12 protein-coding genes are annotated in these 15,323 nt (G+C 45.7%); 3 read left to right on the forward strand and 9 right to left on the reverse strand.

The features are described 5' to 3' along the window. Nucleotides 1-22 precede the first annotated feature (22 nt). The 7 genes from FBF61_RS04015 to flxA form a co-directional block, all read right to left on the reverse strand. Entirely contained in the window at nt 23-436 is a 414-nt protein-coding gene (locus FBF61_RS04015; protein ID WP_138475858.1) for an acyl-CoA thioesterase, read from the reverse strand. A gap of 26 nt (nt 437-462) precedes the next feature. Next, nucleotides 463-882, reverse strand: coding sequence for a hotdog family protein (locus FBF61_RS04020; protein ID WP_138475859.1), 420 nt, complete (start codon nt 880-882; stop codon nt 463-465). Beyond that, a complete protein-coding gene (locus FBF61_RS04025; protein WP_138475860.1) occupies nt 882-1,748 on the reverse strand; it encodes a lysophospholipid acyltransferase family protein in 867 nt (288 codons plus the stop codon). Before FBF61_RS04025 ends, FBF61_RS04020 begins: the two co-directional genes overlap by 1 nt. Before the next feature lie 2 nt (nt 1,749-1,750). Then, the gene (locus FBF61_RS04030; protein ID WP_229214906.1) at nt 1,751-1,996 is read right to left on the reverse strand and encodes a phosphopantetheine-binding protein; all 246 of its coding nucleotides are present in this window, start codon (nt 1,994-1,996) and stop codon (nt 1,751-1,753) included. Nucleotides 1,997-2,224: 228 nt separating this feature from the next. Further along, nucleotides 2,225-3,442 carry a beta-ketoacyl-[acyl-carrier-protein] synthase family protein gene (locus FBF61_RS04035; protein ID WP_138475862.1) on the reverse strand — a complete coding sequence of 406 codons (1,218 nt, stop codon included), beginning with the start codon at nt 3,440-3,442 and terminating at the stop codon, nt 2,225-2,227. A gap of 3 nt (nt 3,443-3,445) precedes the next feature. Further along, nucleotides 3,446-4,177, reverse strand: a complete 732-nt coding sequence (flxB, locus tag FBF61_RS04040) for a flexirubin biosynthesis SDR family reductase FlxB (protein WP_138475863.1) — start codon at nt 4,175-4,177, stop codon at nt 3,446-3,448. Continuing rightward, on the reverse strand, nt 4,174-5,703 hold the full coding sequence (gene flxA / locus FBF61_RS04045; RefSeq protein ID WP_138475864.1) for a flexirubin biosynthesis tyrosine ammonia-lyase FlxA: 1,530 nt from the start codon (nt 5,701-5,703) through the stop codon (nt 4,174-4,176). Before flxA ends, flxB begins: the two co-directional genes overlap by 4 nt. A 147-nt stretch (nt 5,704-5,850) precedes the next feature. Between flxA and FBF61_RS04050 the strand changes: the two genes are divergently transcribed. From FBF61_RS04050 to FBF61_RS04060, 3 genes are read left to right on the forward strand one after another with little or no spacing between them, the layout of a single operon-like run. After that, complete coding sequence (locus FBF61_RS04050) at nt 5,851-9,687, forward strand: trifunctional MMPL family transporter/lysophospholipid acyltransferase/class I SAM-dependent methyltransferase (RefSeq protein WP_138475865.1); 3,837 nt, start codon at nt 5,851-5,853, stop codon at nt 9,685-9,687. A 38-nt stretch (nt 9,688-9,725) separates the two neighbouring features. Then, nucleotides 9,726-11,255, forward strand: coding sequence for a phytoene desaturase family protein (locus tag FBF61_RS04055; protein WP_138475866.1), 1,530 nt, complete (start codon nt 9,726-9,728; stop codon nt 11,253-11,255). A gap of 2 nt (nt 11,256-11,257) precedes the next feature. Next, nucleotides 11,258-12,496, forward strand: coding sequence for an NAD(P)/FAD-dependent oxidoreductase (locus FBF61_RS04060; RefSeq protein WP_138475867.1), 1,239 nt, complete (start codon nt 11,258-11,260; stop codon nt 12,494-12,496). A gap of 7 nt (nt 12,497-12,503) precedes the next feature. On the opposite strand, the gene FBF61_RS04065 is transcribed toward FBF61_RS04060, so the two are convergent. Together FBF61_RS04065 and FBF61_RS04070 are read right to left on the reverse strand one after the other, a co-directional pair. Beyond that, the gene (locus tag FBF61_RS04065) at nt 12,504-13,544 is read right to left on the reverse strand and encodes a beta-ketoacyl synthase chain length factor (RefSeq protein WP_138475868.1); all 1,041 of its coding nucleotides are present in this window, start codon (nt 13,542-13,544) and stop codon (nt 12,504-12,506) included. Nucleotides 13,545-13,577: 33 nt separating this feature from the next. After that, nucleotides 13,578-15,209 carry a glycerol-3-phosphate dehydrogenase/oxidase gene (locus tag FBF61_RS04070; protein ID WP_138475869.1) on the reverse strand — a complete coding sequence of 544 codons (1,632 nt, stop codon included), beginning with the start codon at nt 15,207-15,209 and terminating at the stop codon, nt 13,578-13,580. Nucleotides 15,210-15,323: the final 114 nt, after the last annotated feature.

The raw sequence follows: 15,323 nt of genomic DNA on the forward strand, positions 1-15,323 counted from the left end.
CAATTGCAGCCCGGGCACTGTCCTACACATTGTTTTTAGTTTTCCAGTCTTTGTAAAACTCTGGTGTGAGCAGTTCCAGCGTACGGGTCTCCTTGTCCAGAAAAACCTGCATAGTTTTACCTACTGCACATAATTCATTGGTAGTGAGATTGATCACTTCGTATTCAAACTGAATTTTTGCGGATTTGGCGGGAATATAACGCGTAATCACTTTGATGATCTGACCATAGTAAACAGGCGCTTTATGATCAATTTCCGATTTTACGATCGGGGTAAAATATCCTTTGTCAAAAATCGTAAGATACTCTAATCCATAGGCCTTACCGAATGCCTCCCTGCCGTCTTCGAAAAATTTGAGGTAGTTGCCGTGCCACACGACACCCATAGCATCCGTTTCACTAAATCGTATATCAATTTCTATTTCAGAAGCAATCATATTAATTCTTAAAGGTTAGGAGCGGGTTATTGTGTCACCACAATTTTCATTTCACATCCAAGCAATATACGCCCTTCCAGGAAACTTTCCCCTTTAACGAGATAAATATTTCCCAGCTGGTGCATTGGTGTGACTACCGTTCTGATAACCGAATTCACAGCCGGAAGCTCAAAAACTTCCAGCTTGGACACCGCTCCTATGTATCCGATCTTCGGCGGTCCGCCGCCCTCGCTGTCCAGAAAACCAAAAGAAGCTGCGCAGGTTTGCGCGATATTTTCAATAAGCCCGGATTCCTGAAAAAAGCCGTTCTCAACAAGTATATTTTCCTCATTCACAAAAAAATCCGACTCAAACCTTTCCGGGGAAATGCTCACTAGGTTATCGATCATCACGAAAGGCGGCCGGTGGGGGATATACAGGTGCAGCGCTGCTTTACTGACAAGCATTATTGAAAAAAGTTGAAATAATTAAACCATTGTTCGGGATATTCCCTTACTTTTTTTTCCAGCTCGGCCACATATAACTGAGCAATTTCCTCGGGCTTCATTTTCGCGGTAATAGGCAAGGTTGCGCTTAAATGATAGCTGTATTTACCATTTTTGGCGGCAAAAACGAAGGTAACCGGCGCATCAAATTTGGATGCAATAAGAAACGGACCATACGGAAACTTTGCCTTCTGACCGAAAAAATCAAGCTCCATGAATTTTGCCCCTTCCATGTAACGATCGGAATGTATTGCCACGAACTCATTGTTTACCAGCGCATTTCTGATAGCGATAATATGCGACAAGTCATTTTTGATGGCAATCACCTTGAAGCGGGAACCGCCCGTGGACAGATCCATATACTTTTTAATATTTTCCACTTCGGCATCCAGCATCACAATATTAATGGTGGGCGTGATCCGGCCTTTGAGCAAATTACCCGCAGTTTCCCAGTTTCCAAGATGTGCACTGAGCAGTATCCCTCCCTTCCCTCCATCCCGCATATCAATCAGGTATTGCTCATTTTGAAAGGTATGGGAGTATTTTTCATCCTTGCCCAATAAAAAAGCAGCCCGGTCGACGAGTGTCTGACCGAAAATGTAAAAATTCCGGCGAATCAGCTTTTTTGCTTTTGCACCGGAAATCCGTAAAGTTTTCTGATAAAAATCGAGAAGTGCTCTTTTGGGCCTTGCAGCAAACAGAAAGTAATAAAGGGTTACTATCCGAAGCAACAGATAAGCAAAATCCAGCCCTAATGAATTTATAAAAAAAAGGAAGATTTTGTACCCCGTTAAGGATCCTTTGGTTTTACCATCCCAACGGTTCATTCCTATAATGAAAGTTTCTTGCGAACAAGCTGGTAAAAATCCCCGAAAGTCTGGATCTCCTTGAAATCCTCTCCGGTAAGCTTAATATTGAGATTTTCCTCGATGAGCACAACAAGATCCACATAGTCCAGACTATCCAAATCCAGTGTGTCTTTTAAATTGTTTTCAGGAAGAATCAGATCCCGGTCCACCTCGAACTCCTCGGATAAAAAATCTCTGGTATCTTCAATAACTTCTTCCAAATTCATTTTTACGTCGTTAGCATGCATAGCTACAAAATTAATTTATTCTGACTGATAGTTTAAAAATATTCCCACATTTTCATATATATATTCTCACCCCCGCGACAACAGTAGCATAAAATTGCCGGGGAGATACAGAAAATGGAGCGTACCGGGGTATAACAAATTTACGAAATTTTCTCACCCGTAATTCGCCGGATACGAAGTTTAAAGAATAGATTTTGTGGAAACAAGCTAAACTCTTTTGATGATCAAAGTCGAGTTTGTGCCGCCGAAACCGAAGGAATTAGACAAAAAACAATTGATATACTGCTCTTTGGTGTCCGAAATGATATTGATCCTGGCGGAATCCTCATCCGGATTTTCAAAATTGATGTTGGGGGCTATAAATGAACCCTGCATCATGAGCAAGGAATAAACGATCTCGCTCGCACCTGCCATCCAGCATTCATGCCCGGTCATTGACTTGGTTGAACTTACCGGGACATTTCCGCCGAACACCTCAAAAATTGCTCTGGCCTCGCTGCCGTCCCCCACCGGTGTGGAAGTAGCGTGGGCATTGATATAATCGACGTCTTTTGTGGATATCTCAGCCTGTTTAAGAGCCATTTGCAGCGACCGGATCTGACCCTCGATACTTGGATTTGAGATATGATCGCCGTTCGATGAAAAACCATAACCGATCAGTTCAGCCAGGATTGGCGCACCCCTTTTTACAGCAGCCTCATAAGATTCAAGGATTACCGTGGCTGCCCCGCCGCTGGGAATAAGACCATCCCTGTCGCGGTCAAAAGGCCTGGAAGCCTTTGTCGGTTCCGATTCACGCATTGAAAATGTACCCAGGCCGTCAAAACTTGCCATAGCCGCTGCATTGATTTCCTGCGCTCCGCCGCAGATCACGCGATCCTGTAAACCTTGCTTGATCATCAGGTAACCCATTCCAATCGAATGCGACCCGGACGCACAAGCTGCGCTCAAAGTAAAATTGATCCCTTTCAGCTTGAAAATGGTGGAAAGGTTCATATTGACGGTACTATTCATATTCTGAAAAATAGCTCCGCTTCCAATTAAGGTAGTGTCCTGCTTTTCCCGGGCCTTGTCCACCGCTTCCATCACCGAAGCTGCGGTGCTGTCGTTCCCGTAAATGATCCCAGTTTCCGATTTTTCAAGAAAATCCAGGTCCAGACCGGATACTTCCAGCGCTTCCCGGGTTGCCATGTATGCGTAGATCGCCGGCTGGTGCATCCCAAGCCGTTGCCTCCTCGATAAGTGTGCTTTAAGGTCAGGTTCCTGAACCATGCCCGTCAGCGCGGAGCGAAAGCCGAAATCTTTCCTGACCTGGTCGAATATGATACCACTTTTTCCGGCGTACAAAGACTTGGCTACCTCGTCCAGGTTCTCACCCAGGCAAGAATAGATGCCAATGCCGGTTATAACAACTCTGTGGTCCATTAATTATGAATAAATTCCTCCGTTGATATTAATTACCTCTCCCGTGATATAGGCGGCTTTTTCGGAAGCCAAAAAGCTGACCAGATGTGCCACTTCCTCCGCTTTGCCAAACCTGTTCATCGGGATCATTTGTTTCAGTTCAGCCTCATTCAGATCCTTGGTCATATCGCTGGTAATAAACCCCGGCGCCACTGCATTGACGGTTATTTTACGTTTGGCAACCTCCTGGGCAAGTGCTTTTGTGGCAGAAATAATAGCTCCTTTGGCCGCGGAATAATTAGTTTGCCCCGCTACACCCTTCATCCCGGACACCGACGCAACATTGATAATGCGCCCTGTACGTTTGCGCAGCATCTGCTGAATTGTGTTCTGGGTAACGTTAAAAAGCCCTTTGGCCGATATGTTTATCACATCGTCCCAGTCCTTTTCCGGCATCCACATGAACAAACCGTCGCGGGTTATTCCTGCATTATTTACCAAAACACTGATAAACTTCTCTTCGTTCTTTTCCCGCCAGCCATTTAGTGCTTCATCCACCTCCGTTTTCACCTGAACATTGAACTGCAGCAACTCTCCCTGACCACCATTTGATTGGATTTCGGCCAATGTCTCTTCGGCCGCGGCCAAATTGGAGGCATAGTTAACAAGTATATAAAGACCATGGTCCTTTGCCAGCTGAACCGCAATTGCTTTGCCAAGTCCTCTGGACGCCCCGGTCACCAGTGCACAGTTCATAATTTAAAAGGGGTTTCTTTAATGTAATCGTAAACCGCCGCTATACTTTCCGACTGAGGCACATCCTCTTTTACAAAATGCGCCTTCTGCCTGATCTGATCGTAGATGGATTTTGCATTGGGTGAAAGCTGTTCTTTCTCATCCGCCTCCAGCAAGTCTATCGCCTGGCAGATCGCCATGATATGGATCGACATTACCTGAAACGAATTTTCCAGAACCTGCTTGGCGAGCACCGCGCTGTTGGTACCCATGCTCACAATGTCCTGATTATCATTATTATTAGGAATACTATGCACATAAACCGAATTGGACAACGCCTGATTTTCCGCTGTCGTGGACGTGGCCGTAAACTGCACACCCTGAAAACCGAAGTTCAGCCCCCAGGTACCCGCATTCAGGAACGGGGGGAATTTTCCATTCAATTTACTGTTCATCAGAAAGTTAAGCTGGCGTTCCATCAGCATGGAAAGCTTGGTCAGCACGATCTTAACCTTGTCCATTTCCAGGGAAATATAGTCGCCGTGGAAATTGCCCCCATGAAAAACGTTATCGTCGTCAGGGCTTACAATTGGATTATCATTGGTAGAATTCAGCTCATTCTCAACTACTTCCTGTGCATAAAGAATCGTATCGAGGATCGGACCGATGATCTGAGGCACGCAACGGATGGAGTAATATTCCTGGATTTTCCGTTCAAATTCTTTTCGCTGTAAATTGGTATCGTCTTTAAAAAGCTCTTCCCTGTTTCTGATGAGCCCGCTTCCAGCCACAAAATCACGCATCTGCTGCGCTACGACCTGCTGTCCTCTGTGATGTTTTACAGCATTGAGCTGCTTTGAAAAAGAATCGTCGAAAGCCTCGATGACTTCATTCAACATGGAAGAAGCTGCAATCCCCCACTGAACAAGGCGTTTTGCATAAATAATATTGATGGCCGCCATGCCCGTCATGCAGGAAGTACCATTGATCAGCCCCAGGCCGTCACGCAATTCCATCCGGAGCGGCGCGATACCCGTTTTGGCAAGTACATCCGCAGTTTTCGTCCTTACCCCAGCCTCGTACACATAGCCTTCGCCAATAAGATTAAGACCCAGATGCGATAATTGTACCAGGTCGCCGCTTGCGCCAACACTTCCATGCTCAAAAATTTCGGGAACAATGCCGTTATTCAAAAAGGCGACCAGCTGCTTGATCACCGCCGTGCTTACGCCTGAGTTGGCCTGTAAAAATGAATTCAAACGGGCTATCATTACGCTTCTCGCGTAGATTTCGTTCAGCGGCTTTCCGATCCCGCTTGAATGGCTGCGGATCAGATTGTATTGTAGATTACTCAGTTTATCGGTTTCGATACGGTACTGGGCCATCGGGCCGAAACCTGTATTGATACCATATATAATTTTATCTTTGGAAAAATTCGTTAAAAAGGCAAAAGATTTCGAAACTTGATTAAGTGCGTCTTCGGCTAAGATGAATTCCTTCTTTTCAAAAGCATACTGCTCGATCTGAGCTAAGGAAATACTATTCATTTAGAGATGGAGTAATTAAATATTGTGTAAAATAAATCTTTTTTTACCGCTTTGGCAAACCAGTCCATCACCACCGGTCACACACTTGAAAGTTGTCAGATTTGTACATTTGCTTAATTTTGCCTGAAACACACGTTACCCCAGTCAATGATCGGAGATTTATTATTAAGGCTTAATAAAGTTCTTACCAGTCACAAATCGATCTTCTTCATTGCCCTGATCCTTCTCGTCAGTGTCCTGTTCTATGGAATCTCGCGGCTGACGGTAACTGAAAGTATATTTGCAACCCTGCCCAAGGGTAAGAGCTTCGAAGAATTCAACCGACTGATCGAAAATAAAAACATTATTAATCAGATTGTTTTTTCTGTCCAGACAGACCCGGAAATTTCGACCGACGACGCCCGTGAACTCGCCGAAAACTTTACCGATTCTTTAAACCGGTACACGAATGGTTACATTAAGAACATCCAGGCGGAAAGGCCGGGGATCCAGGAGGATGTTTACCAGTACACTTTCGCTCATTTTCCGGAGCTGATCGACTCGTCCTATTACCCCCATATTGCATCAAAAATCCGCCCGGACTCGATCCGCAATGCGGTCTCCTCGGTCTATAACCAATTGCTTACGCCGGGCGGTACGTTCCTGAAACAATTCATCTTAAACGACCCGCTGGGGCTCACGGGCAAATTTTTCGGGGAACTCAATACCAATAACAACAGTAACGGTATGGTGCTTGACGACGGCATCATGTTCTCAGCCGACCGGAAGCAGATCATTATTTTTGCCTCGACCAGCTATGATTCTGGCAATTCCGGCGAAAATGTAGAGCTGTACAACCGCATGGAATCGTTCAGGGAAAAATGGAATAAAACCAACCGCCATCATCCGTTTACGTATTTCGGCACTTTTGAAATAGCCGCCCGAAATGCGATCCAGGTCAAGCATGATTCGTATAAAACAGCGATCATCGCTGCAATCGCCATCCTTTGCATCCTTATTTTCTATTACCGAAAGTTTCTGATCCCGCTGTACATTATTCTGCCAGGGATTTTCGGCGGCATTTTTGCGTTGGGGCTCGTAGGCTTTTTACGGCCCGAGGTATCCGGGATTTCGCTTGCTACCGGGGCTGTTATTTTCGGGATACTGCTCGATTATGCATTCCATTTTTTTACACACCTGCGGCATACCGGGTCCATATCCACAGCAATCAAAGAAGTAAGTGCCCCCCTGCTGACCGGCAGTTTTACTACCATAATGGCATTCAGTGCCTTACATTTTGCCAATTCAGTCGTACTTCAGGATTTCGGGCTTTTTGCTTCGCTCAGTCTGCTGGGCGCTGCTCTTTTTACTTTAATCGCACTTCCCGTTATATTGTCGGCGGTTTCTTTTGATTATAAAAAAATCCCTGCCGGGTACAGTTTCCTCAAAATACCTCCCATACCATCCCGTCTCCGAAACATGATACTGGTTTTGATCGGGATACTTACGGTGGTATTGCTCTATTTTTCACGCTACACTGAGTTCGACAGCGGCTTTGAAAACCTGAGTGTACAGGATAACGATCTTCAGAAACGCGAAGAAGCACTTACAGGAATCGATCCGAAAACTGAAAAACGGATCTATATTTTTGCGGCGGATCCGGTGAGAGCGAAAGCGGAGCAAAGTAACTATCAGGTTTACCAGGAACTGGTTCAGCTCAAAAAGCAGGGAAAAATCCATGATTTTGTATCCTCAGGATCTTTTCTGGTTCCGGAGAATATCCGGCGGCAACGCGAACAGCGGTGGAATCAGTTCTGGAACGCAGAAACAAAAAGGGCCACATACAACAGCCTCGACGGATCTGCCTCGACAACCGGTTTTAGTCCGTCTGCATTCAGGGACTTCAAAGACTGGGTAGCATTGAAATACAAAAGTCCGATCGGCAGGGATACACTTTTTGACGAGCTGGGCATCAGCAATCTGATTGATTCAAAACCTTCGGAAACCAAATTCATCACCACATTGATCGCTGATCAGCAGGAGCTTTCCGGTGTAAAAACCCAGCTGCGTGCTATTCCCGGCGTGGCCATATTCGACCGGGGCGAACTGGCGGGCGAGTTGCTTTCATTGGTCAGAGATGATTTCAATTACATCCTCCTGGCTTCGGCCCTGGTAGTTTTCCTTACCTTACTAATCGTTTACGGACGAATAGAACTCACGTTGTTGTCTTTCCTGCCGATGGTAATCAGCTGGATCTGGATCCTGGGCATTGCGGCAATTCTCGGCATCAAATTCAATTTCGTCAATGTCGTTATCACCACATTCATCTTCGGCCTGGGCGACGATTTCAGCATATTTGTTACCGACGGGCTTTTGAGCAAATACAAGTATGCCAAGGACAGCCTGCACTCCTATCAGTCTGCAATTACCTTATCAGCCGCCACTACGATCATCGGGACAGGTGTACTGATTTTTGCAGAACATCCTGCCATTCATTCCATTGCACTCATCAGTGTACTGGGAGTTGTTTGTATCCTTTTTATATCATTCGTTTTTCAGCCCGTATTTTTTGATTTTTTTGTACAAAACCGCATAGCCCGAAAAAAGGCACCGGTAACCCTGCTGCCGTTTCTGATCAGTATCAATAGTTTTACGTATTTTCTCTCGGGCTGCCTTTTCCTGCATTCCAAGCTGGTAACGATCTTATTATTACCCATTCCCAGAAAAAGAAAAAAAGCGATGATCAACGGTTCGCTTTCTTTTTATGCCAAAACAGTGATTTATTCCGGCCCCCATGTAAAGAAAAACTTCTCGGGACTGGAAAACTTAAATACTGAAAAACCAGTCATTTATATCGCCAACCACACTTCTTTTCTGGATATTCTGCTGGCGATTATGCTGACGCCGAAAATCGTGCTGATGGTAAAAGGCTGGGTTTACAACTCACCGTTCTTCGGCCCAATCATCCGGTTTGCGGGCTATATATATACCGACGACGGCCCGGAAGAAAACGTCCGGAAACTGAGAGCGTTGGTCGCAGACGGCTATTCTTTGTTGATTTTCCCGGAAGGTACAAGGTCGGAAGATGGAAAAATCGGCCGGTTTCACAAAGGCGCTTTTCACCTGGCGGAACAACTTGATCTTGACATTCAACCAATCCTGATACACGGTGCCTCGGACGTTTTGCCCAAAAATGACTTCCTGATACGCCCCGGCGCATTGAATGTCCGCGTATTGCCTCCAGTTAATTTCAGTGATCCCAAATGGGGAACCGAGCTCCGGGATAAAACCAAAAATGTGTCCGCGTATTTTAAGAATGCCTTTGCTGCCTACAAAGATGAAATGGAGGACGTTACCTACCTGAAACATAAAATTTTCACAAACTACGTATTCAAAGGCCCGGTACTGGAATGGTATTTCAAAATCAAGTGGAAACTGGAAAAGGATAATTACACATTCTACAATCAGCTGATCGGCAACAGGATGAACATACTGGATATGGGCTGCGGGTACGGGTATTTGTCATTTTTCCTGCATTATAAAAATGAAAACCGCGTGATAACCGGCATAGATTATGATGATGAAAAAATCAGTATTGCGCAGAACAGCTATAACAAAAACGGCAACCTGAAATTTATAGCCCAGGATGTGATGACCGCCGATCCGGGCCGGCAGGACGTTATTTTTTTAAATGATATACTTCATTACTTATCCAGGGAAAAACAACTTAATTTGCTCGGACGTTGTGTGCAGGCACTGAACCCTGGCGGCATTTTATTTATCCGCGACGGGATCACCGACAGCGTTGAAAAGCACCAGAAAACCCAGACAACCGAGGCTTTGTCGACCGGCCTGTTTTCCTTTAATAAGAAAGAAGAAGAATTTTATTTCTTTTCATCCGGAGACATCAGGGCGTTCGCTGCGCAAAACAGGCTGGGCATTGAAATGCGGGAGCATTCAGACAGCACATCCAATGTTCTCTTCATTTTAAGAAAGGATTATTAACCGGACCAAACGAATTTAACTTTACACTTCACCATCGGATGCAGACTAGCCCCGGGAAAGAATACGACTTTGTGATCATAGGGAGCGGTCTCGGCGGATTGGCTTGTGCGAATATTCTTGCATCGGAGGGATTCAGCGTGGTCGTTCTTGAAAAAAACCACCAGATCGGCGGCCACCTTCAGGTGTACAGCCGGGATAAAAGTATCTATGATACGGGCGTACATTATGTAGGCAGCCTGAACGAAGGAGAGAACCTTTTTCAGTTCTTCAGATACTTTGGTATTCTCGACAAACTCAAAATCAAGAAAATGGATGAAGACAGGTTTGATGTCATCCGTTTCGATGATGGTTGCGAATACAATTACGCCCAGGGTTTCGACAATTTCAAGAGTACATTGTTAACCTATTTTCCAGAGGAAGAGGCCGCAATCGAAACATATTGCGCGAAAATCCTTGAAATCTGCAATAAATTCCCTCTATACAATCTGAAAGTTTCGGGTGAAGATTATCAGATGGACGGGGATGTGACAGGAATAAATGCGCATGACTACATTGCGTCTTTGACCGAAAATATCAGGCTGAGAAACGTTTTGGCCGGGTCAAACCTGTTGTACGCAGGTGTGAAAGAGAAAACGCCTTTTTACGTACATGCCCTGATCATGAAAAGCTATTTGTCGGGTGCTTATAAATTCATCGATGGCGGTTCTCAGATCGCGATCCAGATGAGCAGGACGATACGCCAACACGGAGGAAAGATCTTCAAGCATAAAAAAGTTGTTTCAGCGCATTACAATGATGCGGGAGAAATAACAGACGTTGTCCTGGAAAACGGTGAGACAGTGAAAGGAAAACAGTTCATTTCCAACGTACATCCTTCCGTAACGATAGATATATTTGGTCATGAACGCTTTCTGAATGTTTACAAAAACAGGATCCAGTCGCTCGAAAACAGCATTTCGACCTTTCTGGTACATGTCTCCTTTCACGAAAATACTTTTGAATACCTCAATTACAATATATATCAGCATCACAACGACGATGTATGGAGCGGTATAGATTATGAGCAAGAAAGCTGGCCGCAAACTTATTTTATCTGCACGCCCTACATTTCCAGGACCGGGAAATACGCTGATTCCATGTCAATCATGACATACATGAATGCTGAAGAGACAGCCCAATGGAGCAGCTCCTTTAAAACTGTCGCCGAACCGGGAAAGCGGGAGGCTGATTATGAGCAATTTAAAATAGAAAAAGAAGCCAGGGTCATCAAACGGCTTGAAGAAGTTTTTCCGGGAATTTCTGAAAAAATCAAAATGGTCCACAGTGCCACTCCCCTTACATTCAGGGATTATATCGGCAACAGGGACGGTTCTTTGTATGGAGTGATGAAAAACTCCAATTCACCCGCCAGGACCCAGATCAATACCAAAACCAGAATCCCTAATCTGCACCTGACGGGCCAGAATATTTCCCTGCATGGGATTTTAGGAGTTACGGTCAGTGCTTTCATTACGTGCTTTTCCTTTGTAGATAAAGATAAACTCGTCCAAAAAGTTAAAAATGCCTGATCATGAAAAAAGTTGATGTTGTAGTCATTGGTGCCGGACCAGCCGGAACAGTTGCAGCTTCTTATTTAAAAAAACAGGGTTATGATGTAACTATACTTGAAAAAGAGAAATTTCCGCGCTTCCAGATCGGCGAAAGCCTTTTGCCCTGCTGTATGGAGCACCTGGAAGAAGCAGGTTTGCTGGAAGCGGTAAAAGCCAGGAATTTTCAGAAAAAAACCGGCGCCGCCTTTATGCGCGGAGAAAAAAGATGTGAGTTCTTCTTTTCAGAGCAATTTACCGATGGCTGGGCCTGGACCTGGCAGGTAAAACGCGCGGATTTTGACAGTACCCTCGCCGAGGCTACCCGGGCCAAAGGCGTTGAAGTTAATTTTGAATGTGAAGTTTTGAGTGTAACATGCAGCGCAACCGTACAGACACTCGAGTACAAAAGCGCCGATGGAAATATCCACAACATAGAAGCCCGGTTTATCATCGACAGCAGCGGTTATGGCCGCGTACTGCCGAGGCTATTCGATCTGAGCAAGCCTTCCTCATTTACGCCGAGAGGAGCGATTTTCTCTCACCTGGAAGATATTAACCGTACCGAAGAAGCCAGCAACAACATATTTGTCCACTCTTTTGACAACAACCGGTCGTGGATCTGGGCGATCCCATTTTCCGACGGGTTGACTTCCGTGGGAATTGTCGGGGATAAGGAAAAAATCATCGAACTCGCTGAAAACGACGGGGAGCAATATAAAACTTTCATCCGCGAGTTTGAGGATTTAAACGGGCGTTTTAAAAATTCAGAGCTAAAATTCGAACCGCGCCATATTTTGGGTTATTCCATTGGTGTCAAAAAGATGTTCGGCGAAGGATTTGTCCTTTCGGGTAATAGTACCGAATTCCTGGATCCGATCTTTTCATCAGGTGTGACATTCGCCACGGCATCGGGGTTATTATCGGCCAAAATGACCCAAAAACACTTGCAAGGTGAAATTGTGAATTGGCAAAAGGACTATGAGGAAGTAGTTCAAGGAGGAATTAATGTCTTCAGAAGCTATGTATCGGGCTGGTACACCGGCGACTTTCAAACGATTGTCTTCGCAAAAGAGATTGATATGGAAATTAAAAACCAGATCTGTTCAGTACTTGCGGGCTATGTCTGGGATCAGTCAAATCCATTTGTAAAAAAGCACGATACCATTCTACCAACACTTGCCAAAGTCATCAAAATGAAAGAAAGCCGTGGGGCCGAATGATAGGAGATTAGGCCCCCAAAAGGATAAAACCGTGCTGCGTTCCCTGGTAATGGTTATAGATCAGGACGTTTTTCGTCTCTCTTGAAGACAAAGCATACTTACACTGCTCAGGCATCTCTTTGCCTGACAGTGCCTGAACTCCCATCCAGGTAGCAAAAGCAGACGCAGTAGGATAATCCCCCACCAGGTTTTTAAATGTGTAAATCCGGCTTTCCGGGAAAAGTGCTTGTTGCAGACCTGTATAAAAATGATCGGTACGGTTATCGCCACTTATGCCCAGGATCAATGTATCAACATCGGCAGCTGTAAGCCCGTTGCGTTCAAGAATATACCCGACGCGTTCTTCCAGTTCGTTTTTGGAAGCGTAAGTCAATTGGTCTACATCTTTGATTTCAGCCAGCGTTCTTTCACTCCTTTCCGGCTCCGCCACGAACATTGTTGAACCTTCACCGTTCACCGAACCGGGGGTATCCAGCGTGAAAAGGTTTTCGGAGCTAACCTCACCTGCTTTAAACAATCCGTTCAGTAAATCGATATTGTGGTTATAATCCGATATCTCTTCTACGCTACCGATCAGAACCGCGTCCGGCGATTGCTCACGCAGTAGGAGCATCGCATCCAGCACAGCACATTCAAATGCAAGGCCTCTGTGAACATGTGTGGCATTATAGCCCGTCGTTTTGCTTATCAATGCCAGGTTTCCGGCAACTGCATTGGGGGTACTTTGCACAAAATTGGTTGGGGTAAGCGTCCCCTCGTTGTAGTCGACGATCTGATTCAGGAATTTAAGGCAATCTTCCAGTCCGCCGTTGGCAGTTCCAAGAATAATACCGCCGAGATCAACACCTTGTATGATCGGAAGCCCTGCCCCGATGCCCATTCTGACAGCCTTACCCATCCTTCTCAGCAGACCTGCCGGGATAAGCTGACCATAGTTCGGTTCCGCAGCCATAAATCGGTCGCCATGATGCACATTTATCTCTCCCTCAAAAAAAGTCTCATTGTAAGTCTGCTGAGGTGATATGCAGGCTGAATTAGTTATATACATTCCTAAAAATAACGAGGTAAGTTGTGCACCAAATTATTCGGCATTGGCAATAAACCTGCGGATTTCAGCTGTGTAAGCCGCAATCTGACTGTTCATCTCATGCTCACTCCAGCCAAGTTCGTCGGACATAAGATCTGCAACGATGGATGCACAATTTGATGTAGCCTTCCAGTCAGTAATTTCCAGGCGGATCCTTCGCGCCAGAAAATCCCGTGGCGTAACGGCCATTTCATTTCTCACGGCATAAATCACTTCCGCCCTGATGTAAGGGTATTCGGGATGGATCTTTTCACTCCAATGCGTGTTTTCGGCCAGAAGTTCCCCTATCCGCACGGCTCTGGACCCGTATTTAGCTGCAAGATGTTTGCAAACATCCTCCGGCAACCCGAAACTGTCTTCCAGCTCTTTCCATGAATCAGCCTGATAATTTTCACCACCGGCCAGCACATGGTCCGCAGTAGTACATGTATTGGTCCTGCCGAAAATTTCATCGGCCCGGTCAATCGTATCTTTGGCCATCAGACGATATGTCGTCCACTTACCGCCGAGCAGGCTCACCAGATTTGAAGATTCATCTGTTTCCACTTCATGGTCACGGACGAGGCTTTTTGTGGATTTGCTCGGATCTGCTGCCAGCAACGGACGTAATCCGCCAAAACCTGCCTGTAGTTTTGTGATGTCGATTTTCTTGGCAAGATATGGATTGAGCGTATTGACCAGATAACGTTTTTCTTTCTGGTTTAAAATGGGCTCACTGAGCAGGTCATCACATTCTGTGTCCGTTGTGCCTATCATTACTGCCCCTTCAAACGGAATGGCAAAAACAACACGTCCATCAGAAGTTTTCGGGATAAGCATTGCGTATTCACTTTTCAGGGTCGCATGAGGAAGCACCACGTGCACACCCTTGCTCGGACGTATGCGTTCCGGCAGTTCCGGATTCGCCAGCAGACGGATCCTATCCGCAAACGGGCCCGTACAATTGATCACCAGTTTTGCTGTGATGGTAACCTCCGCTCCTGAAAGCACGTCCTTTACATTCACTCCGTAAAGTTTTCCCTCAGTATCTTTCTCAAAACCATATACATCCAGGTAATTTGCGACAACGGCCCCCGCCTCCGAAGCAGACTGCACGAGCGCAAGGCAATACCGGGCGTCATCCAGCTGACCATCGTAATAAAGAACTGCACTATGGACTTTCCAGGGGTCGAGGGCGGGCATTTTGTCAAGCACTTCGTCCTTGTTCAGCCATTTACTTTTGGGCAAAGAATCACCAGCTGCAAACGTATCGTATATCTGCAATCCGATTTTAAAGTAAAGACCTTCGAACCAGGAACTTACCGGTGTCAACAATGCCAACGGCCGCGCCAGATGGGGTGCATTTTTTAGTACAATATGACGCTCTTCGAGTCCGTGACGGACCTGTTTGAGCTGGGCAAAATCAAATTTCTTAAAAGCTTGTTCAAGATATCTTACGCCTCCGTGGATCAGCTTGGTAGAACGCGAAGACGTCTCGGCTGCAAAGTCCCCTTTGTCGATTAAAGCGACCTTATAACCCCGCAATGCAGCATCCAGTGCGCAGCCGGCCCCGCTTGCTCCGGCACCTATAATACAGATATCAAAGGCTTCATTACCTAGTTTTTCAAGGGACGTGGTGCGGTTCATTTATTAACAGGATACGTATCGGTGGTACTACTAGCCGGCACAAAAGTACAAAGTTGATACTTAAAACCGCTCGAAGCTAAAAGGCAATTATACTACTAATAAGTTCAACTCAGA

It is taken from the genome of Dyadobacter bucti (assembly GCF_005869225.1).
In the GTDB taxonomy this organism is placed as follows: Bacteria; Bacteroidota; Bacteroidia; order Cytophagales; family Spirosomataceae; genus Dyadobacter; species Dyadobacter bucti.

What these genes read in the sequence shown, in the direction of transcription:
- FBF61_RS04015 (WP_138475858.1), bottom strand. Translation starts at nt 436, where the DNA reads ATGATTGCTTCTGAAATAGAAATTGATATACGATTTAGTGAAACGGAT.
- FBF61_RS04020 (WP_138475859.1), bottom strand. Translation starts at nt 882, where the DNA reads ATGCTTGTCAGTAAAGCAGCGCTGCACCTGTATATCCCCCACCGGCCG.
- FBF61_RS04025 (WP_138475860.1), bottom strand. Translation starts at nt 1,748, where the DNA reads ATGAACCGTTGGGATGGTAAAACCAAAGGATCCTTAACGGGGTACAAA.
- FBF61_RS04030 (WP_229214906.1), bottom strand. Translation starts at nt 1,996, where the DNA reads ATGAATTTGGAAGAAGTTATTGAAGATACCAGAGATTTTTTATCCGAG.
- FBF61_RS04035 (WP_138475862.1), bottom strand. Translation starts at nt 3,442, where the DNA reads ATGGACCACAGAGTTGTTATAACCGGCATTGGCATCTATTCTTGCCTG.
- flxB (WP_138475863.1), bottom strand. Translation starts at nt 4,177, where the DNA reads ATGAACTGTGCACTGGTGACCGGGGCGTCCAGAGGACTTGGCAAAGCA.
- flxA (WP_138475864.1), bottom strand. Translation starts at nt 5,703, where the DNA reads ATGAATAGTATTTCCTTAGCTCAGATCGAGCAGTATGCTTTTGAAAAG.
- FBF61_RS04050 (WP_138475865.1), top strand. Translation starts at nt 5,851, where the DNA reads ATGATCGGAGATTTATTATTAAGGCTTAATAAAGTTCTTACCAGTCAC.
- FBF61_RS04055 (WP_138475866.1), top strand. Translation starts at nt 9,726, where the DNA reads ATGCAGACTAGCCCCGGGAAAGAATACGACTTTGTGATCATAGGGAGC.
- FBF61_RS04060 (WP_138475867.1), top strand. Translation starts at nt 11,258, where the DNA reads ATGAAAAAAGTTGATGTTGTAGTCATTGGTGCCGGACCAGCCGGAACA.
- FBF61_RS04065 (WP_138475868.1), bottom strand. Translation starts at nt 13,544, where the DNA reads ATGTATATAACTAATTCAGCCTGCATATCACCTCAGCAGACTTACAAT.
- FBF61_RS04070 (WP_138475869.1), bottom strand. Translation starts at nt 15,209, where the DNA reads ATGAACCGCACCACGTCCCTTGAAAAACTAGGTAATGAAGCCTTTGAT.